Below are 20,137 nucleotides of genomic sequence, written 5' to 3'. Positions count from 1 at the left end.
CTCAGCGTCTCCAAGGTCGTTTTTGCTAGCCACCGGTCGGCCTCAAGGGCTTGCCAGCCAGCCAAGCTCTTTTCCACGCTATCGATGGCCCGCGCGGTCTGTATGTCGATGTCCCATGCTTCCCACCCTTCCCAGCCCTCTAGCAGCCAAGCGGCCCCCGATGTGCGCCGTGACACCGAGCACCAACGCGGACTGCATCTGCTCGATGCCACGATCATTTCGCTCAAGCGCCCGTCACCGCATACCTTGCGGGTCGGCATGCATCTGGGTGACGTCGGCAACGACCCGGTGTGGGACGGCGTGAACGTCGCCTTCCGGGTCTATCCTGATCCGCAATGGCCTGCCATCTCGCGTGTCTACACCGTCAGAAGCTTTGCACCGCATACGCGCTGCGCGGAGTTCGATGTGGTGATGCATGGAGGTGACAGCCCGATGATGCGCTGGGCCGCACAGGCGGCCATTGGCCAGCAAGTGCGGCTGACAGGCCCCCGTGGCAATATCGTGCTGCCCCGGGGCGAAGGACGCCCGGTGGCGTTGTTCTGTGATGACTCGGGACTGCCTGCGCTCTACGCGATCCTGCGCCGCTGGCCCGCAGGGGTTCAAGGCGTGGGCTGGATCGCCAGTGATGATGTTCATGGGATCGGGGAATTGCCGACAGTGCCTGGCCTGCAGTTGCAGCGGCTGCCAGCGCATGGCACCGACCTGTTGCTGCAACAGGCGCGCCAGTTGCAGTCCCCTGCGCAGCATCTGATTTGGGGTGCGGGCGAGCGCGACGAAATGCGCGCTATCCGCAAGTATTTTCAAACCGAGCTCGGCATGGACAAGGCGGATGTGTCCATCGCCGGATACTGGAAGCGCGGCGCAAGCAATACCGACATTGATGCCGAGCGCCAAAGTGCCTACCAAAAGTTCAGCGCCGCCGGCGGCAAGCTGGCCGATTGGGACGACTTGGGCATTGCGCTGTAGGCGCACGGCACGCGGCAGAACGCTTAGGGGCCACCTGCTGGTAATCACGTGCGCGCGTGGTGCCGCTTCGCCGGGCTTCAGCGGTCGGGGCGGTCGGGACGGTCGCAATAGCGTTCACCACAGCTGCCGTGCATTGATTGACGCGGGGCTTGGCGGCACAATCGTTCGCTTTGGCCTGCGCCGCAGGCACGCACTATCTCCCCAGTTCGCAGCCCATGTCTGATCTCAATCTATCGCTGGTTTTTCTGTTCGCGCTGTCGGTCATTACCTTGCTGGTCACCCCGGGCCCGGTGACCTTGCTGGTGGCCCGTGCCGGGCTGGTGGGTGGCATGCGCCGGGCGTTTGCCACTATTTGCGGCACCAACCTGGCCTCGCTGGTGCTGATTTTCCTGTCGGCGCTGTTGATCAAGGGCTTGCTGGTCATCGATGAATCCGCGTTCAAGCTGGTGCGCCTGGCGGGCTGCCTCTACATCGTCTGGATCGCCTGGGGCATGGTCGGCGATGCCTGGGCCATGGATGCCCAAACTGGCACTGCCATGTCTGCAGAACCTGCCACGGGCAGCAAGCAGGGCGGCTTCAGCCAGGGCTTTATCCTCGGTGTCTCCAACCCCAAGGACATCATTTTCTTTGCGTCATTTCTGCCCCAGTTCATCGGCGTGCTGCCTGCGCCTGACCACAGCCTGGCGGTGCTCACCGTCATCTGGGTGGTGCTGGATTTCAGCATGCTCGGGCTGATTGCGCTGCTGGTACGCCGCTTGATTTCTCCCGCCCGCGAAAAGCGCATCTTGCTGGTGTCCTCCTGCCTGCTGCTGGCCATCGGTGTTGCCGGTTTTGGCTATGGGCTCTACGACCTGGTGGCGTAGTGCGGCGTCAACCCTGCGCTGCTTCTTCGCTGGTACAACGCCAACAGGCCTGCCCTATGCAGGCCTGTTTTTTATGCACACGCGCCGTTGGGCGGCGCCTCAGCGGCTGTCAACCGGCTGTGCAGGCGCTGCCTCATGGGCGGGCGCTGGGCGGCACAATGGCGCCGGCTCAGGCACGGGCAGGCCAGCGGCCAATGCCTGGTCATAGACCTGGATGCGGCGGCGCTGTTCGGCCAGCGCCTTGGCATCCAGATCGGGACCGCATGAGGGCAGGGTGGGTGCCGCGGCAAGTGGGGCGCTGGCTTCTGAGGCTGCCGGTGCAGCGGCCATGGGGGGGGCTGGCCGCTCGGCTGCGCGACTTGCTTCGGCTGCCTGCTTTCTGGCAGCGGGTGGGGCCGCAGGGTATGCGGGTGCCACGGCGGCTGTAGCGGGTGAGGCAGGTGCAACAGGTGCGGGCAGGGGCGGGGCAACAGGCGCAGGTGTGGATGCAGGTGCCGGGAGCGTGCGGCGCTCTGCCTGCGGCGCGGGTGCGCGGGCAGGCGCGGGGCTGGTGTTGGCGCTGCCCGCGCCTGCGTTAGCGGCAGAGGCGGGCGCAGGCGCGGGCGCGGGCGCCGCTGCGCTGTCTGCGGCGGCAGGTGCCGGGGGCGCGCCAGGTGGCGGAGGCGGTGCCGATGCTGCGCTGGGCGCGCTGTCCATCTGGGGGGCTTCCAACTGCGGCGCGCCGGGTTCATGCAGCTGCTGCAGCGCCAGCCAGCTGACCAGGCCAATGGCGGCCAGGCTGCCCAGTGCCTGCAGCCACCAGCGGCGGTCGTTGGCGGCCTCGCCACCGAAGTGCTGGCCTTGTTGGCCGGCGCCGTCCAGATCGCCAGGCGCAGCGGCGGGGTTCTGTGCTGCTTTCGCACGCGCATGGGCCAGGATGCGCGCGGTGCTGGCATCGCTGGGGCCGGCATCCTGCGCGCTGGCCTCACGGTAGAGGTCGACCAGCGTATCGGGCCGCTTAGGATCTTGCGGGGCGTTCATGCGGTCACCTCGATGGCCTGGCGCAGTTTGGCGCGGGCATAGCGCAAGCGGCTTTTGGCCGTTTCCTGGGTCACCTGTGTGGCCGCCGCGATCTCGGCCAAGGACATATCGGCCTCGGCCTGCAACAAAAATGTCTCGCGCTGTTCGGGGGGCAACTGGGCCAGGGCGTCGAGCAGCGCGCGCGCCAGGTCCTTGCGGCCCTGCAGCCGCTCGGGGTCAAAGCCGGAGTTGGCAAACAAGGTCTCGGCCAGGCGCATGCCTTCGCTGTCCTCTTCATCCAGGCTGCGGTGGGCCTTGTGGCGGCGCCAGTGGTCCACCAGCTTGTGGTGGGCCAAGGTGAAGGCCCAGGTAGTGAACTGTGCCTGCGGCTGGTAGCGGGCGGCGCCATCGACCACGGCAAACCAGGTCTCCTGCGCCAGGTCATCGGCCAGCGCGGCATTGCCGGTATTGCGGAAAAAATAACGCCACAAGCGCTGGCTGTGGCGCTGGTAGAGCTGCTCGAACGCCGCCACCTGACCGCTGGCGTAGGCCAGCATCAGCGCTTGGTCGTCTGGCATCTCGGCTTGCATGCGGCAGATTATGCAAAAGCCTGTGCTTGCGGGTGGAGACTGTGGAGAAAATCGCACGCCGCCGCACGGCCTTGCCCGCGCATGCAGGCCGTCAATAGGCAGGCGGATCAGGTACATAGCCCGACGGCGATGCCGGAAAAGGGCGGGGCGCCGGCTGCGCAGCGGACTGCGGCGCGCGGATGATGCCCTGGGCCACCAGGTTGGCATGGCTGTCATAGCGGATGTGGATGATTTGCGCCGGGCTGCTGCTGGCGCTGTGGAACTCGGTGGTCCGCGTCACAGAGCGCTCCAGTGCACCATGGCCGGTGCCCAGGCGCGGCGCCACCGGTGCCGGGGCAGCGGGTGCGGTGGCCTGGCGGGATTCTGCAGCGACCGGGGCACTGGGCGCGGCGGAGGCGGCGGGGCTGGCGGGTGGCGGCATCGCTGGCACTGCGCTGTCGGCGCTGCTGGCCTCGGCGGCCGGTGCCGAGCTTTTTTGCGCCTCGCGGTTGCGCAGGATGGGTGGCTGGGGCTGGGGTTCGCGCTCGCGGAACACCGCGACCCCGATCACCCCGATGTCGCGGGGCCGGCCGGTGCGTGCGGCATAAGAATCGTCGCTGTGCGAGAAGTAGAAGGCGGCGACCTGCTGGTCGCTCTTGCGCCAGCCGGAGATGGCCCACTGCTGGCGGCCGCCCAGCACATAGCCATCGTCGGGCACGGCAGCCGCTGCCTGGCCGCTGATGGCGTTGATGCCGTCAATGCTGAGCACTGCGAGGATGCGGCCTCGGCTGCGGTTCTTGATATCGACGGCATAGCTGCTGCCCGGCTGGCCTGCCACCCAGTACTCGCCCTGGTGGTAGTACAGAGGCAGGCGTTGGCCACTGCTGCGGTCGATGATCTGCACATCGGCCAGCTGGCTGGCCTGCGCGGGCAGGCCGCCCACCAGGCTGCCAGCAAGCAGGGCGAGTGACGCCAGGGCTTTGATGCCGAGGCGCTGGTGTAGGCAAGCGGAGAAGAACGCAGAAACCGGGGCAGAGGGGGCGTGCATGGCAGGGCTTTGCAGAAGTGGTGGTCTGCCCTGAATCGCGCCATCCGCCCGCAAGGGGTTAAAGGGCGCTGCACCCAATCGTATTTATTTGTAAGCCTCGCGGGCAGGCCGTTGCAGCGGGCCTGCCCGAAAGCCGCGCTTACTTCTGCGTCACCAGCGAGCAGGTGCTCTTGGACAGTGGCTGGAAAGCCTGCTCGCCCGGGATGGTGTCCAGGATCTTGTAGTAGTCCCAGGGGCCCTTGGATTCCTTGGGTGTCTTCATCTGCACCAGGAACATGTCATGCACCATGCGGCCGTCTTCGCGCACATAGCCGTTTTGCGAGAACATGTCGCTGATCTTCATGGTCTTGAGCTGCTTGGTCACCGCCAGGCCATCGTCGGTGCCAGCCGCCTCGATGGCCTTGAGATACTGGGTGACGGCCGAGTAGACGCTGGCCTGGTTCATCGAGGGCATTTTCTTCATGCGGGCTTGGTATTTTTTGGACCACTCGCGCGAGGCATCGTTGCGGTCCCAATAGAACGCGGTCGCAAAGGTCAGGCCCTGGCCCAGCTCCAGCCCCATCGCATGGGCATCGTTGATGTAGATGAGCTGGGGCACAAAGGTCAGGTTCTTGGTCATGCCGAACTCGCGCGCCGTCTTGATGGAGTTGACGGTGTCCTGCGTGGCGTTGGCCAGTGCGATCACCTGGGCCTTGCTGGCCTGGGCCTGCATCATGAAGGACGAGAAATCGCTGGCATTGAAGGGGTGGTAGACGGTGCCCAGCACCTTGCCGCCGCCTTCCTTGACGAAGTCGGTGACGGTGGCGGCCGTCACCTTGCCATAGGCGTAATCGACGGCCACGATGTACCAGTCCTTCTTGCCCTGGGCCAGGATACTCTGTACCGCAGACTTGCCCAGCGAGTACGAATCCACCGTGTAGTGGATCGATGTCGGGCCGCAGAACTCATTGGTCAGCCCGGTGGACAGCGCGCCCGTGCTGATGGCGACCTTGCCACGCTCCTTGGCCATCGTGAACACCGCACCGGCAATGGCCGAGTTGTTGATGTCGACGATCATGTCCACCCCTTCGGCATCCCACCACTGGCGCGCCTTGGTGCCGCCGATATCGGCCTTGTTCTGGTGGTCGGCAAACACCACTTCCACCGGCTTGCCCAGCACCTTGGCGCCAAAGTCTTCGACTGCCATCTTGGCCGCTTCTACCGAGCCCTTGCCGCCCGAGTCTGCGTACTGGCCCGACATGTCGCTGAGCACACCGATCTTGACCTTGTCATCGGAGATGCCGGCGGCCTGGACGGCCAGGGTGGCGCATGCCAGCAAGCTGGCAGCAGCGGTGGATGTGCGAAGGGTCATTGCTTATCTCCTGTCTGTTGTTGTCGTCACCGGCGGGTCCTGGCCTGGCTGCAGCGTGACCACCGGCCTTCGCAGGAATTATCAAAAGCGTTGCGGCAGCCCATTACGGTGCTTCCCCTAGGACGCTGGGCAAACCAGTCCCATCTGCGACAAAATGCAAGAATGCTGGCTGCACCCTGCTGCTGTCTCAGTCATATGGCTTGAAAGGCCCCGATGGATCCCTCGCACACCCACCCCGCCCCCTTTGAGACCATGCCGCTCAACGCGATGAAGCTGCTGGTCTTGCTGGTGCTGGTGCTCAGCACTTTTGGCGGCCTGTACTGGGCGCCGGAGATCGATGCCCTCTGGGGCAATGGCACCGCCTATCTGTACGGCGCATCGGTGCTGCCGGTGCTGTATGTGCTGCTGGTTGGCGGCTACGCCTTGTACATGCACCGCCACCCGGAGAAGGATGTGCAGGTTGCCCGCAATGACCATGGCACGAAACCATAAGTTCTTTGTGCTGTACCTGCTGGGCCTGGGCTGCTTCATCGGCCTGGTCGCCTGGGCCGAGCGCGCCGGTCTGTCGCGCCAGTGGATTGGTCCGCTGTTCCTGTTTGTCCCGGTGATGATGTATGCGGCCATTGGCGTCTGGGGGCGCACGGCCGATTCGGAGGAGTACTACGTGGCCGGGCGCCGCATACCGCCGGTCTACAACGGCATGGCCACGGCGGCCGACTGGATGAGCGCGGCCTCCTTCTTGTCGCTGTCGGGCGCGCTGTACCTGCAGGGCTTTGCCGGCACCAGCCAGCAAGCGGGGGGCCTGGCCTATCTGCTGGGCTGGAGTGGCGGCTTTGTATTGGTGGCGCTGCTGATTGCGCCGCAGCTGCGGGCGCTCAATCTCTACACCTTGCCCGATTTCTTTCAGCTGCGCTATGGCGGGCGCTGGCCGCGCGTGATTGCTGCGGTGGCAGCGGTGATGTGCTCGTTTTCCTATGTGGTGGCGCAGATCTATGCGGTGGGCCTGATCGCCTCGCGGCTCACCGGCGTGCAGTTCGAGATCGGCATCATGCTGGGCTTGGGCGGTGTGCTGGTGTGCTCCTTTCTGGGCGGCATGCGGGCCATCACCTGGACCCAGGTCGCGCAGTACGTGATGATCCTGCTGGCCTTCCTCATCCCGGTGTCGTGGCTGGCCTACCAGCGCCTGGGCAACCCGGTCGCCGCCGTAGCCTACACCCAGGACCTGGGCAAGATCGCCGACCTGGAAAAGCAGCTGCTGAGCGACCCGGCCGAGCGCGATGTGGAACTGGTCTATCTGCAAAAGGGCATGCTGTATGAATCGCGGCTGCGCAACATCCCCGCTGCGCTGGAGGCGGAGCGCACGCGCCTGCACGAGAAAGTGCAGCAGTTGCGCATCAGCAATGCGGACCTGAGCCAGGTGCTGGCCGCAGGACGCGAGCTGGCCGCCTTGCCGCAGGACGTGGCCAGCGCCCGTGAGCTGTGGACGGCAGCCATGCGCGAGAACTATGCCCGTGCCCAGCCGCTGGGCGGCATGCCGCAGCACACCTTGCCCTATGCGCCGATGCTGGGCACCGAACAAAGCGCGCAGGAGCAGGAGAGCCTGTCGCGCCGTAACTTCATGGCGCTGATGTTCTGCCTGATGCTGGGCACGGCCGGTCTGCCGCATCTGCTCACCCGCTTCTACACCCTGCCCAGTCCGGCGGCTGCGCGCAGCTCGGTGGTCTGGACCTTGTTCTTCGTGGTGCTGCTCTACACCAGTGCGCCGGCGCTCGCTGCGCTGGTCAAGCTGGAGGTGATGCAAAGCCTGGTCGGTAGCCATTTCGATGCGTTGCCGGCCTGGATCGCGCAGTGGACGCGGATGGACAATGCCTTGCTGTCGATCGAGGATGCGAATGGCGATGGCATCGTGCAATGGGGCGAAATCCACCTTGGTGCGGACCTGATCATGCTGGCCACGCCGGAGTTGGGGGGGCTGCCCTTTGTGGTCTCGGGCCTCGTGGCGGCCGGTGGGCTGGCCGCTGCGCTGTCCACCGCCGATGGCCTGCTGCTGACCATCAGCAACGCGCTGGTGCGTGACCTCTACCTGGTCGAGCGCGGCAAGTCGGTCACGCCGCAGCAGCGCGTGATTCTGTCCAAGTTCACATTGCTGATGGTGGCGCTCGCTGCGGCCGCAGTGGCGTCGGTGCGCAGCTCGGGCATTCTGGTGCTGGTGTCCGCTTCATTCTCGATTGCCGCTGCCGCCTTTGTGCCGGCCATGCTGCTGGGCCTGTACTGGCGCGGTGCCACGCGGCGCGGGGCCGTGTGCGGCATGGCGGCCGGCCTGGGAATTACGCTGTACTACATGGTCGTCAACATGCCGATCACCAGCCTCGTGCCCGGCGCCCAGGCCTCTGCGCATCTGTGGTGGGGCATTCAGCCCACATTGGCAGCGGTGTTTGGTGTGCCGCTGGGCATCTTCGTGACCTGGGCGGTCAGCTGCTGCACCCGGCAGTCCTTGCCCCGCGCCCCATAGCGCAGGCCAGGCTGGCCCGGACATAAAAAAACTGCACAGGCTGGGCGCCATGTGCAGCTCTTATGGGGGTGGTTCAGAGGCCCGCAGGCATGTGGGTCTTAGACCTTCAGAAGTTCCACGTCGAACTTGAGTGTGGCGTTTGGAGGAATCACGCCGCCTGCGCCGCGTGCACCATAGCCCAGCTCCGCAGGGATGATCAGGGTGCGCTTGCCGCCCACCTTCATGCCTTGCACGCCTTCGTCCCAGCCCTTGATGACCATGCCGGCGCCCAGCGGGAACACGAAGGGGTCGTTGCGGTCCTTGCTGGAGTCGAACTTGGCGCCTTGCTCACCATTGTTGTAGAGCCAGCCGGTGTAGTGCACGGTGACTTGCTTGCCCTTGGCCGCTTCGGCGCCGGTGCCAACTTCCGTATCTTCGTACTGCAGGCCGGATGGGGTGGTGACGGTGGTCATGTGATTCCTTTGTGAGTGCTTTGCTACCAGCTGCGATCATACCCGCCCACAAACGCAGAGCCCGCACAAGGCGGGCTCTGCAGGACAAAAATGGCCTCGGTGCGCGGGAATTTACTTCTTGGTCTGGGCTGCCACCCAGCGTGTCGCGAAGGCCTGCACATCGGACAGGCGCTTGAGCAGGTCCTGGCCGGAGGGGGTGACGGTGTAGCCATCGCTGTTGTGGTCGAGGAAACCGGCCTCGCGCAACTCCTTGATGCGGGTGTTGAGCGTGTTGGGCGTAATGCCGCCCACACTGTCCTGCAGCAAGCGGAAGGTCTGGGGATGCCCGTCACGCAAGGCCCAGAGCACACGCAAAGCGTAGCGGCATTCCAACCGCTCGAAGAGCTGGTTGATGGCGGTGTTTTCCTTGGCGCTCATGTAAGGGTCTCCTTGCGCTGTGTTGAGGAGCGAGGTCCAGGCCTTCGCATGCAAATCCACTGAGAGGGTGCGATCGGCGTCGCGGCAACATCTGCTACAAGTTTAATAGCTCTTCATCGGCGGTGTATAGGCGCAGCTGCCGAATGGGCCTAGGCGGCATCCTAAGTGTTGTTCAATTGCTACGGTTTTTGAGTGTGCAAAGGCCGCCCAGAAGGCGCTGCAGCGCAGAAGTGGCCCTCTCGCACGCCCGGGCCCGTGCCCTGGTCTGCAGGGGGGAGCGAGCCGGTCAATGGGCGCTGTAGCGCACCATGCGCGGACCCCGGCACAGGCCAAACAGGCGCATGCCGGCCTGGTTGGCTACCTGGATGGCGAGGCTGGTGGGGGCGGAGATGGTGGCCAGCACCGGCAGACCCATGCGGGCGCATTTGCGCACCAGCTCATAGCTGGCACGGCTGGTCATCACCACAAAGCCGGGTTGGGCCAGCATCTGTTGCTGCGCCATGTGGCCCAGCAGCTTGTCCAACGCATTGTGGCGGCCCACATCCTCCAGTGCGGCCTGCAATTGGCCATCGGGGGTGGCCCAGCCAGCCGCATGAACGGCGCCGGCCTGCTGGTTGAGCTGCTGCAGCCCGGGCAGCTGAGAAAATGCCGTCTGCAACGCAGCCAGGTCCAGCTGGCTGGCCCAATCCGCCAGCGCTGGCAGAGGCTCGGGCACCAGGTCCAGCGCGTCCATCGAATCAATGCCGCAGATGCCGCAGCCGGTGCGGCCGGTGAGGGCGCGGCGCCGCTCCTTCAGGCGCATAAAGCAGCGGCTGGCGATCTGCATCTCCACGCTGATGCCCGGTGCTTCCGGGTCCGTGCCGCAAGGCGCCAGCGGCTGCACCTCGATGCCATAGCAGTCGGCCACCTGGTCGATGATGCCTTCGGACAGCGCAAAGCCCAGTGCAAACACCTCCAGGTCCTGGGGGCTGCACATCATCACCGCATGCGAGATGCCGTTGAACACCAGGGCCACCGGCACTTCGGCCGCAACCGCATCCAGGCGCGAGACCGATGCCTCAGGCGTGATCACGGTGGCGGGCAGTTGCTGGACGGCGCGGGGCAGATCGGAAGACATGGCGCTGATTGTGACGCAAAGCGAATGCCGGCACTCGGGCCGTGGGCAGGCGTGCAAAAAAGCAAACCCCGCCGAGGCGGGGTTTGCGGACAAGACCGGGATCGGTCTTGAGGACGTTCAGATGAAGCTGCGCAGCTTGTCCGAGCGGCTGGGGTGCTTGAGCTTGCGCAGCGCCTTCGCTTCGATCTGGCGGATGCGCTCGCGCGTCACATCAAACTGCTTGCCCACTTCTTCCAACGTGTGGTCGGTGGACATTTCAATACCGAAGCGCATGCGCAGCACCTTGGCTTCGCGGGGGGTCAGGCCATCGAGGATGTCCTTGACCACATCGCGCAGGCCGGCCTGCATCGCGGCATCGACCGGCGCAGTGTTGGCGCTGTCTTCGATGAAGTCACCCAGGTGGCTGTCGTCATCGTCACCGATCGGCGTTTCCATCGAGATCGGCTCTTTGGCGATCTTCATGATCTTGCGGATCTTGTCTTCCGGGATCTCCATCTTCTCGGCCAGGATGGAGGCATCCGGCTCGAAGCCGAACTCCTGCAAGTGCTGGCGGCTGATGCGGTTCATCTTGTTGATGGTCTCGATCATGTGCACCGGAATGCGGATGGTACGAGCCTGGTCCGCAATGGAGCGCGTGATCGCCTGGCGAATCCACCAGGTTGCATAGGTCGAGAACTTGTAGCCGCGGCGGTATTCGAACTTGTCCACGGCCTTCATCAGGCCGATGTTGCCTTCCTGGATCAGATCGAGGAACTGCAGACCACGGTTCGTGTACTTCTTGGCAATCGAGATCACCAGGCGCAAGTTGGCCTCGATCATTTCCTTCTTGGCATTGCGCGAGGCGCGCTCACCATCGTTCATGCGCTTGTTGATGAGCTTGAGCTCATCGAGCGGCACGACGACGCGGGCTTGCAGGTCGATCAGGTTCTGCTGCAGCTCCTGCACCGGCGGGATATTGCGGCCCATGATGGCGCTCCAGCTGTTGCCCGCTTGCGCTTCCTTCTCGATCCATTGCAGGTTGAGCAGGTTGGCCGGGAACAGCTGGATGAACTTTTCTTGGGGCAGACCGCATTTCTCGACAATGATCTTGCGCAGTGCTCGCTCTTTCTGGCGCACGCTGTCGACTTGCTCGCGCAGCATGTCGCAGAGCTTTTCAATGGTCTTGGCGGTAAAGCGGATGGTCATCAGCTCGGCCGACAACTGGTCCTGCACCTTGGTGTACTGCGGCGAGCCGTAGCCGCTCTTGTCATAGGCGGCGTGCAATTGCTCGAACAGCGACTGCAGCTTGGCAAAGCGCGACAGCGCTTCGTTCTTCAGCTCTTCGAGCTTCTTGGTCAGCGCCTTGGAGCCGCCCTTGCCGTCGTCGTCGTCTTCCTCGTCGTACTCGTCGAAGTCTTCTTCAGCGACGTAGTCGTCGTTTTCGTCGGCGTCGGAGAAGCCGTCCACCACGGTGGAGATGACGACCTTGCCTTCGCGGATCTCTTCGCCCATCGCCAGAATCTCGGCAATGGTCGCGGGCGATGCGCTGATGGCCAGCATCATGTCCTGCAGGCCGCCTTCGATGCGCTTGGCGATTTCAATTTCGCCTTCGCGGGTCAGCAGCTCGACAGTACCCATTTCACGCATGTACATGCGGACCGGGTCGGTGGTGCGGCCGAACTCGGAATCCACCGTTGACAAAGCTGCTTCGGCTTCTTCTTCGGCTTCTTCTTCGGTGGTCGCGGACTGGCCGGTGTTGTTCAGCAGCAGGGTTTCTGCGTCGGGCGTCTGCTCGTAGACGGCCACCCCCATGTCGTTCAACATGGAGATCACCACTTCCAGCGTCTCGGCATCGACCAGCTTGTCGGGCAGGTGGTCGGAGATTTCGGCATTGGTCAGGTAGCCGCGGGTCTTGCCCAGCTTGATCAGGGCCTTCAGGCGCTGACGGCGGGTGGACATTTCCTCTTCGGTCAGCACGGCTTCGTCGAGGCCGAACTCCTTCATCAACGCGCGTTCCTTGGCCTTGGAGACCTTCATGCGCAGCGGCTTGACCTTCTCGGTCGGCGCATCAGGGGAGGAGGTCGAGGCCTCTACCACCTCTTCGCTGTCGCCGGCGATGTCTTCTTCGATGTCCGAGAAGTCGGTATCGTCGATATCTTCATCGCCCTTGTCCTTGGCTTTGGCCTTGGTCTTGGCGGCAGCCGTCTTGCGAGGCGCCTTGGGCTTGTCGTCTTCGGCCTTGGCCGTCTTGGCCTTGGCTGCAGTCTTGGTGGCGGCCTTGGCCTTCACCGGGGTCTCTTCATCGGCGGCTTCGCTTTTCTTGGCGGCGCGCTTTTTGGGGGCACCTGCGTTGAGCAGGGCATCGGCTGCCTTGAGCAGTTCGGCCTGGGACAGGCGTTGTTTTTCGGACACGGAGCTAACCTTCTTCGTCGCTGCCTTGGCTGGGGTGGGCGCAGCACTGGCTTTTACGGTTTTGCCTGCTGCAGCAGTAGCACGCTTGGCCGCCGGTTTGGCGGCAGGGCTGGCTGCTGTAGCTTTGGCACTTTTGGCCGCGCTGGTGTTGGTGGACGACTTGACGGACGACTTCGCGGACTTTGTAGCTGGCATGGACACCCTCAGAGCAAAGAGAACACACAAAGAAAACTGGCAAGCGCCATCACCGGCGCATGGGAACTGCAGCGGTCAATCGCAACAAGTGCGGCGAACAACGCGGCTGCACGAGGCGCTAAGCCTCAAGGCAAGATGTGGGGGCGATCATTTGGAATGCAGTCCTTGCGGTATTTTGGGCACTTGCGCTGGTGGCAAATCGCATGATCCTTCATGCGGGCCCGGTCCGGAGGTGCTGCTGTCGCTCTTGCCGATGTGTCAAATATTATACCTTTTTGCCCAATGTCAAGGGCCTGTACGGCCATCGGGCCAAATATTTTTGCAGGCCCTCCCGGTGAGGGCCGGGCTTACTTGTTGACCTGGCGCTTGAGCAGGCCGATGCGGTGGAAGTTGCTCTGGTAGCGGCGCAGCGCCTGCGGATCGGAAGCCTGGGTGACCAGATGGCGGTTTTGCTCTTCGAGCTGGTCCAGCACGATGCGGCTGAGGGAGTCGCGCAACTCGGCGCGGATCTCGTCGAGCGGGCCGTCAATCTGCGCATGCTGGCCTTGCATCAGCACCGTTGCGAAGGCCTCGACCGGGTGACCGCGCATATGCTCGCGCAGTACCGCCCAGGATTGGGCGCCATGGGCGAGAAACTGCTGCTCCACCCAGGCAAAGAGCGGGCCATGGGGACTCGGCAGCTGGGCCAAGGTGGCGGCGTCTTCGGGTGAGAAGTTCTCCAGAAACGCCATGTGCGACAGCAGCAGACGGGCGGCCTGGTCCTCGCGGGTGACCGCCACGCTGGGCATCGGCGGCTGTGGTTCGGGCCGGGGCTGCCAACCCCCTTTGCGGCCCCCCTGACCGGGGCGCCACTCGCCACTGCGCTTGGTGTAGCCGTTGCCGCCGCCATGGGGGCTGCGTGGCTCTCCGTAGTGCTCGTTGCGCTGGCCGGGGTAGCGGTCCATCGTGGTGTCGCTGCCCCAGGGGGGCGCATCGCCATAGGCAGGCATGCTGTCGGCACCCGTTTGCGGGGCATCCCAGGCGGAGGCATGGCGCGGGCCGCTGCTGGCGGCCACCTGGCTGCCGCCGCTTTGGCGTGCCAGCTCTTGTGCGGTGGTCTTTTGCCACAGATTTTCCAGCTCGGCAGCGGGCAGCTGGGCCTTGTCGGCTATCTCGCCCAGCAATTGGCGCTTGAGCGCGCCATCGGGCAGCAGGTTCCACAGCGGGCGCGCGTTGCTGGACATGCGCGCGCGGCCTTCGGCCTGGCCCAGGTCACACATTTCGCTGGCCACTTCGAGCAAGAAGCGTGACAGCGGCGTGGCGTCATGCACATGGCGGGCAAAGGCGTCCGCGCCGTACTCGCGCACAAAGCTGTCCGGGTCGTGCTCGGCCGGTAGAAACAGAAACTTGATGCTGCGCGTGTCGCTGGCATAGGGCAGTGCGCCGTCCAGTGCCTTGCGCGCGGCGCGGCGGCCGGCGGCATCGCCGTCAAAGCTGAAGACCACGGTATCGGTAAAGCGGAACAGCTTGTGCACATGGTCAGGTGTGCAGGCGGTGCCCAAGGTGGCGACCGCATTCGGAAAGCCCAGTTGGGCCAGCGCCACCACATCCATGTAGCCTTCGGTCACCAGCACATAGCCATGCTCGCGAATGGCCGTGCGGGCCTCGAACAGCCCATAGAGTTCGCGCCCCTTGTGAAAGACCGGGGTTTCCGGCGAGTTCAGGTATTTGGGCTTTTCATCGCCAAACACCCGGCCGCCAAAGCCGATGCACTCGCCCTTGACGTTGCGGATGGGGAACATCACCCGGTCCCGAAATCGGTCGTAGCGTTTGCCTTCGCCGTCGTCCGATTCGATCACCAGGCCGCATTCGACCAGCTTGGCATCGTCATAGGCAGGGAAGATGCTGGCCAGGCTGCGCCAGCCCTCGGGCGCATAGCCCAGGCCAAAGCGCTTGGCGGTGATGCCGCTGACGCCCCGGCCCTTGAGGTAGGCAATGGCCTTGGGCGATTGCGACAGCTGCTTGCGGTAGGCGTCTCCGGCTTTTTCGAGCAGATCGGTGAGCGAGGCCTGTTTTTCGCGCGCCTGCGCGGCGCGCTCGCGCTGCTGGGGCGATACATCGTCCTCGGGCACCGGCAGGCCCACGCTCTGGGCCAGGTCGGTCACCGCTTCGCGAAAGCCCATGCCGGTATGGTCCATCAGAAAACCAATGGCATTGCCGTTTTTGCCGCAGCCAAAGCAGTGGTAGAACTGCTTGGAGGGGCTGACGCTGAAGGAGGGCGATTTCTCGCCATGGAAGGGGCACAGCCCCATGAGGTTGGCGCCGCCTTTTTTCAGCTGCACATAGCGGCCGACCACGTCGACCACGTCGACGCGGGACAGCAGCTCCTGGATAAATGACTGGGGAATGGACACCCGGCTATTGTCGCGCATGCCGGGCTGCGCTGCCGCGCCGCCACCCCAATCCGCCCGTGGTCGGTGGCCATTGCCGGCTATCGAAAGCGTGACAGCGCGCAATCTTCGCGTCAGCAGCCTGTGGCACAGTGCTGCCCAGGAGACCAACCGCCATGAGCAGCATTTTTGACACCGGGCTCGCCCGCAATGGGGCCAACCATACGCCGATGACACCGCTGGGCTTTATCGCCCGCACCGCCGAGGTCTACCCGGAGCGGCTGGCCATCATCCACGGCGAGCTGCGCCAGACCTGGGCGCAGACCTACGCGCGCTGCCGGCAACTGGCCAGCGCCTTGCAGCAGCATGGCATTGGCAAGAACGACACGGTGGCGGTGATGCTGCCCAACACCCCGCCGATGGTGGAGGCGCATTTTGGCGTGCCGATGGCGGGCGCGGTGCTCAATACGCTCAACACCCGGCTCGATCCACAGACCATTGCCTTCATGCTGGACCATGGCGAGGCCAAGGCGCTGATCGTGGACCCGGAATACGCCAGCGTCGTGGCCAAGGCCTTAGCGCTGCGCCAATCGCAGACGCCCATCCTGCTGGTGGATGTGGAAGACGCGCTCTACGGCGAGGCCAGCGAACGGCTGGGCAGCCTGAGCTACGAGGCCTTGCTGGCCCAGGGCGATGCCGGTTTTGACTGGCAGCTGCCTGGCGATGAATGGGATGCGATTGCGCTGAACTACACCAGCGGCACCACCGGCAACCCCAAGGGCGTTGTCTACCACCACCGGGGCGCGGCCGTGAATGCCATCAGCAACGTGCTGGAATGGGACATGCCCAAGTTCGCGGTGTACCTGTGGACCTTGCCGATGTTCCACTGCAACGGCTGGTGCTTTCCCTGGACGGTGGCGCTGCGCGCCGGCGTCAATGTTTGCCTGCGCCGGGTCGATGCGCAGGCCATTTTTGCGGCGATCAAGCAGCATGGCGTCAGCCACTACTGCGGCGCGCCGATTGTGCACAGCCTGCTGGTCAACGCGCCTGCGGCGTTGAAGGAGGGCGTGCCTGCCGGCGTCAAATGCATGGTGGCCGGTGCTGCGCCGCCGGCAGCGATGATCGAGGGCATGGAGCAACTGGGCTTTGACCTGACCCATGTCTATGGGCTGACCGAGGTCTATGGCCCGGTGATGGTCTGCGCGCAGCAGGCCGACTGGCAGACCATGGACGTGGGCGAGCGCGCCCGCCTCAATGCCCGCCAGGGCGTGCGCTACCACCTGCAGCGCGATGCGCAGGTGCGCGATCCGGAGACCCTGGCGCCAGTGCCCTGGGACGGCCAGACCATGGGCGAGATCATGCTGCGGGGCAATATCGCGATGAAGGGCTACCTGAAAAATCCCGAGGCGACGCAGGAGGCGTTTCGCGGTGGCTGGTTCCACACCGGTGACCTGGCGGTGCAGGACCCGGATGGCTATATCAAGATCAAGGACCGCAGCAAGGACATCATCATCTCGGGCGGGGAGAACATCTCGTCGATCGAGGTTGAGGACGTGCTCTACCGCCACCCCGCCGTGCTTGCAGCGGCCGTGGTGGCCAAGCCCGATGCCCGCTGGGGCGAGACGCCCTGCGCCTTTGTCGAGCTCAAGCCAGGGGCGCAGGTAAGCGCGGAGGACATCATGGCCCACTGCAAAAAGCACCTGGCTGGCTTCAAGATTCCGCGTGCAGTGGTGTTTGGCGAGCTGCCCAAGACCAGCACCGGCAAGATCCAGAAGTTCGAGCTGCGCAAGCAGGCGGGGTCTGCGGATGCCATAGACAGTTGATGCGCATGAAAAAACCCGCCGCAGCAAGCTGGGCGGGTTGGGATCGGCTCGCTGGGAACTGACCTTTACTTGCCCCAGGAATCCTTCAGGCCGGTGATCTTGTTGAACACCGGCTTGTCGCTGCGGTGGTCGTGGCGGTCGGCCACAAAGTAGCCAAAGCGCTCGAACTGGAACTTGTCATCGGGCTGCGCCGTCTTCAGCGATGGCTCGACATAGGCGGTCACGACCTTGAGGCTTTCGGGGTTGAGCAGGGCCAGGAAGTCCTTGCCGCCGGCATCGGGCTGCGGATCGGTGAACAAACGGTCGTAGAGCCGCACTTCGGCTTGCACGCCATCGGCCACGCCCACCCAGGTGATAGCGGCCTTGACCTTGACGCTGTCCGCACCAGGCGTGCCGCTCTTGGTGTCGGGCACCACGGTGGCCAGCACCTTGGTGATCACGCCATCGGCATCCTTCTCGCAGCCCGTGCACTCGATCACATAGCCGCCCTTGAGGCGAACCTTGTTACCGGGGAACAGGCGCTTGTAGCCCTTGGGAGGCACTTCGGCAAAGTCTTCGCGCTCGATCCAGACCTCGCGGCCCAGCGTGAAGTGGCGCTCGGGGGCGACCTGGCCTTCTGCCGGGTGGGGCAGGGCGGGCAGGCTGCAGGCTTCCAGGTGGTCGGCACTGCCGAACACCTCGGCCCAGTTGCTCAGCTCCAGCTTGACCGGGTCCAGCACCACCATCGCGCGGTGGGCCTGGTTTTCCAGGTCTTCGCGCAGGCAGCCGTCCAACGTGGCGTAGTCGATCCAGGCGTAGTCCTTGGTGACACCGATGCGCTCGCAGAAATTGCGGATGGACGCGGGGGTGTAGCCACGGCGGCGCAGGCCGACGACGGTGGGCATGCGTGGGTCGTCCCAGCCGCTGACCAGTTGGTTGTCCACCAGGTGCTTGAGCTTGCGCTTGCTGGTGATCACATAGGTCAGGTTCAGGCGCGAGAACTCGTACTGGCGCGGCTGGGGCGCATCGATCAGGCCACCGGCACGCAGGTGGTCCAGCAACCAGTCATAGAAGGGGCGCTGGTCCTCGAACTCCAACGTGCAGATCGAATGGGTGATGTGCTCGTAGGCATCCTCGATCGGGTGCGCAAAGGTGTACATCGGGTAGATGCACCATTGGTTGCCGGTGTTGTGGTGCTCGGCATGGCGCACCCGGTAGATCGCAGGATCGCGCAGGTTGATGTTGGGCGCCGTCATGTCGATCTTGGCGCGCAGCACGGCAGCGCCATCGGGCAGCTTGCCCTCCTTCATGTCGGCAAAGCGCTGCAGGTTCTCGGCCACGCTGCGGTCGCGGAACGGGCTGTTGACGCCCGGGCGCGTGAAGTCGCCCCGGTTGGCCTTCATCTCTTCGGCAGACTGCTCGTCCACATAGGCCAGTCCCTGCTCGATCAGGTAGACAGCGCAGCGGTGCATGAAGTCGAAGTAGTTGCTGGCGTAGTACAGGTTCTGCTCGCCGCTCGGGTCCTTCCAGTCAAAGCCCAGCCAGCGCACGGCATCGATGATGCCGTCCACATACTCCTGGTCTTCCTTTTCCGGGTTGGTGTCGTCAAAGCGCAGGTGGCAGACGCCGCCGAAGTCGCGCGCGAGACCAAAGTTCAGGCAAATGGCCTTGGCATGGCCCACATGCAGGTAGCCGTTGGGCTCGGGCGGGAAGCGGGTGCGGATCTTGGCCTGGTCGACGGGGCCTTGCTGGTGGTGCTGGGCATCGCCAGGCGAGCCACCCCAGTGGCGCTGGGCATAGCTGCCTTTGTCGAGGTCGGCCTCGATGATTTGTCGCAGGAAATTGGTGGGTTTGACCACTTCGTCACTACCGTTGTGCGAAGCGCTCGGGGCAGGTGCATTCATAGAGGTGTATTCTAAGGGAGTACCCTGATGGCTGGAACGGATTGCGGTTTATGGGGCTCTGACCCTGCATAAGGCATGTCATTTACGCTTTGCAACAGGATAGCTGTTCTTGAAACCATAATTTGCAGAGCGTTTGGTATCTTTCTGCCTGCTTGCCGCGTTGAAAGTTCAATGACATTTTTCAGGGATTCTCGCAAGGAGATCAATATGCGCAACTCGATGCTGAAACAAGGCTCTCGCTGGGCCGCTGCCGCTGTGCTGACTGGCTTGGCGCTGATGAGCGCTGGCGCCCATGCCAGCCGGGTGTCCTGGTCGGTGGGTATCAATGTGCCAGCCCCGGTGTATGTCGCTCCTGCGCCGGTGTATGCACCGCAGCCGGTGTATGTGGCACCGCCCCCTGTGTATGCGCCCCAGCCGGTCTATGTGGCACCTCCACCTCCCGCCGTGGTCTACCGCCCCGCACCGGTCTACCGCCCGGCGCCGGTGTATTACGGCCCACCTCCCGGCCGCTACCACCGCCACCATCGCCACGACCGCGATTACTACCGCTATTGAGGCAGCAGCCCTGCCCAAGCAGCCCACGCCCTGGCCCGCCAGGGCTTTTTTTATGGGCGCCTGGCAGCGCGCCAGCCGCTCGGCTGTCGCTTGGCTGATGCAGCAACGGTTGGAATGCTCGGATAATCCACAGCTGTTGTCCGTTGTGGAAGCTGAGATGAAAACTGTTTTTGTACTGAACGGCCCAAACCTGAACCTGCTGGGTCTGCGCGAGCCCGCCATCTATGGTGCCCACACCTTGGCCGACGTCGAGCAGCTCTGCGCCCAGGCGGCCGCGCGCAACCAGCTGGCCTTGCGTTTTCACCAGAGCAACCATGAGGGCGCGCTGATCGACTGGCTGCACGAAGCGGGCCAGCTGCAGCGTGAAGGCCAACTGGCCGGCGTGGTGCTCAATGCCGCCGCCTATACCCATACCAGCGTGGCCCTGATGGATGCGATCAAGGGGGCGGCGCTGCCGGTGATCGAGCTGCACATCAGCAATGTGCATGCCCGCGAGTCCTTCCGCCACCATTCCTATATCGCCCCCGTCGCCAAGGCAGTCATCTGTGGCCTGGGCGTGCAGGGCTACAGCATTGCGATCGATGCGGTAGCGCAGGTGCTGCTGTCGCCTGCGGCCTGAAGGTTGCG

The 20,137-nt window shown here is 64.3% G+C and carries 17 protein-coding genes; 7 read left to right on the top strand and 10 right to left on the bottom strand.

Going from position 1 to position 20,137, the window contains the following annotated elements; all coding sequences use genetic code 11:
- The first annotated feature begins 108 nt into the window (after positions 1-108).
- Together MJ205_RS12680 and MJ205_RS12675 are read left to right on the top strand one after the other, a co-directional pair.
- Positions 109-966, top strand: coding sequence for a siderophore-interacting protein (locus tag MJ205_RS12680; protein WP_239808800.1), 858 nt, complete (start codon positions 109-111; stop codon positions 964-966).
- Between the two features lie 215 nt (positions 967-1,181).
- A complete protein-coding gene (locus tag MJ205_RS12675) occupies positions 1,182-1,829 on the top strand; it encodes a LysE family translocator (RefSeq protein WP_239808799.1) in 648 nt (215 codons plus the stop codon).
- Positions 1,830-1,928: 99 nt separating this feature from the next.
- Here MJ205_RS12675 and MJ205_RS12670 read toward each other — a convergent pair whose 3' ends face one another.
- The 4 genes from MJ205_RS12670 to MJ205_RS12655 form a co-directional block, all read right to left on the bottom strand.
- A complete protein-coding gene (locus MJ205_RS12670; protein WP_239808798.1) occupies positions 1,929-2,849 on the bottom strand; it encodes a hypothetical protein in 921 nt (306 codons plus the stop codon).
- Positions 2,846-3,406: a sigma-70 family RNA polymerase sigma factor gene (locus MJ205_RS12665; RefSeq protein WP_239808797.1), complete on the bottom strand. Its 561-nt coding sequence runs from the start codon at positions 3,404-3,406 to the stop codon at positions 2,846-2,848. The genes MJ205_RS12670 and MJ205_RS12665 overlap by 4 nt, the downstream gene beginning before the upstream one ends.
- Positions 3,407-3,509: 103 nt before the next feature.
- Positions 3,510-4,445, bottom strand: a complete 936-nt coding sequence (locus tag MJ205_RS12660) for a hypothetical protein (RefSeq protein ID WP_239808796.1) — start codon at positions 4,443-4,445, stop codon at positions 3,510-3,512.
- Between the two features lie 139 nt (positions 4,446-4,584).
- Positions 4,585-5,796, bottom strand: coding sequence for an ABC transporter substrate-binding protein (locus MJ205_RS12655; RefSeq protein ID WP_239808795.1), 1,212 nt, complete (start codon positions 5,794-5,796; stop codon positions 4,585-4,587).
- 213 nt (positions 5,797-6,009) lie between these two features.
- Between MJ205_RS12655 and MJ205_RS12650 the strand changes: the two genes are divergently transcribed.
- Positions 6,010-6,288, top strand: coding sequence for a hypothetical protein (locus MJ205_RS12650; protein ID WP_239808794.1), 279 nt, complete (start codon positions 6,010-6,012; stop codon positions 6,286-6,288).
- Positions 6,272-8,308 (top strand): VC_2705 family sodium/solute symporter, encoded by a 2,037-nt coding sequence (locus tag MJ205_RS12645; RefSeq protein ID WP_239808793.1) that lies wholly within the window; start codon positions 6,272-6,274, stop codon positions 8,306-8,308. Before MJ205_RS12650 ends, MJ205_RS12645 begins: the two co-directional genes overlap by 17 nt.
- Positions 8,309-8,406: 98 nt before the next feature.
- On the opposite strand, the gene MJ205_RS12640 is transcribed toward MJ205_RS12645, so the two are convergent.
- The 5 genes from MJ205_RS12640 to dnaG form a co-directional block, all read right to left on the bottom strand.
- On the bottom strand, positions 8,407-8,760 hold the full coding sequence (locus tag MJ205_RS12640; protein WP_133858562.1) for an FKBP-type peptidyl-prolyl cis-trans isomerase: 354 nt from the start codon (positions 8,758-8,760) through the stop codon (positions 8,407-8,409).
- A 111-nt stretch (positions 8,761-8,871) separates the two neighbouring features.
- Positions 8,872-9,177 (bottom strand): winged helix-turn-helix transcriptional regulator, encoded by a 306-nt coding sequence (locus tag MJ205_RS12635; protein ID WP_027010615.1) that lies wholly within the window; start codon positions 9,175-9,177, stop codon positions 8,872-8,874.
- A gap of 286 nt (positions 9,178-9,463) precedes the next feature.
- The gene (gene fdhD / locus MJ205_RS12630; protein WP_239808792.1) at positions 9,464-10,294 is read right to left on the bottom strand and encodes a formate dehydrogenase accessory sulfurtransferase FdhD; all 831 of its coding nucleotides are present in this window, start codon (positions 10,292-10,294) and stop codon (positions 9,464-9,466) included.
- Between the two features lie 117 nt (positions 10,295-10,411).
- Positions 10,412-12,880, bottom strand: coding sequence for an RNA polymerase sigma factor RpoD (gene rpoD / locus MJ205_RS12625; protein ID WP_239808791.1), 2,469 nt, complete (start codon positions 12,878-12,880; stop codon positions 10,412-10,414).
- A gap of 347 nt (positions 12,881-13,227) precedes the next feature.
- Positions 13,228-15,291, bottom strand: a complete 2,064-nt coding sequence (gene dnaG / locus MJ205_RS12620; protein WP_239808790.1) for a DNA primase — start codon at positions 15,289-15,291, stop codon at positions 13,228-13,230.
- A 134-nt stretch (positions 15,292-15,425) separates the two neighbouring features.
- On the opposite strand from dnaG, the gene MJ205_RS12615 reads away from it, so the two are divergent.
- Positions 15,426-17,072 (top strand): acyl-CoA synthetase, encoded by a 1,647-nt coding sequence (locus tag MJ205_RS12615; protein WP_239808789.1) that lies wholly within the window; start codon positions 15,426-15,428, stop codon positions 17,070-17,072.
- A gap of 65 nt (positions 17,073-17,137) precedes the next feature.
- On the opposite strand, the gene MJ205_RS12610 is transcribed toward MJ205_RS12615, so the two are convergent.
- Complete coding sequence (locus MJ205_RS12610; protein WP_239808788.1) at positions 17,138-18,955, bottom strand: glutamine--tRNA ligase/YqeY domain fusion protein; 1,818 nt, start codon at positions 18,953-18,955, stop codon at positions 17,138-17,140.
- Between the two features lie 207 nt (positions 18,956-19,162).
- Here MJ205_RS12610 and MJ205_RS12605 point away from each other — a divergent pair, with 207 nt between their 5' ends.
- Together MJ205_RS12605 and aroQ are read left to right on the top strand one after the other, a co-directional pair.
- Positions 19,163-19,510 carry a hypothetical protein gene (locus tag MJ205_RS12605; protein WP_239808787.1) on the top strand — a complete coding sequence of 116 codons (348 nt, stop codon included), beginning with the start codon at positions 19,163-19,165 and terminating at the stop codon, positions 19,508-19,510.
- A 157-nt stretch (positions 19,511-19,667) separates the two neighbouring features.
- Positions 19,668-20,129, top strand: a complete 462-nt coding sequence (aroQ, locus tag MJ205_RS12600) for a type II 3-dehydroquinate dehydratase (RefSeq protein WP_239808786.1) — start codon at positions 19,668-19,670, stop codon at positions 20,127-20,129.
- The last annotated feature ends 8 nt before the right edge of the window (positions 20,130-20,137 follow it).

This window comes from Comamonas sp. B21-038 (genome assembly GCF_022387135.1).
In the GTDB taxonomy this organism is placed as follows: Bacteria; Pseudomonadota; Gammaproteobacteria; order Burkholderiales; family Burkholderiaceae_C; genus Comamonas; species Comamonas sediminis.
Note: the sequence above shows the minus strand (reverse complement) of the source record. Positions and strands in the feature narration are given on the sequence as shown.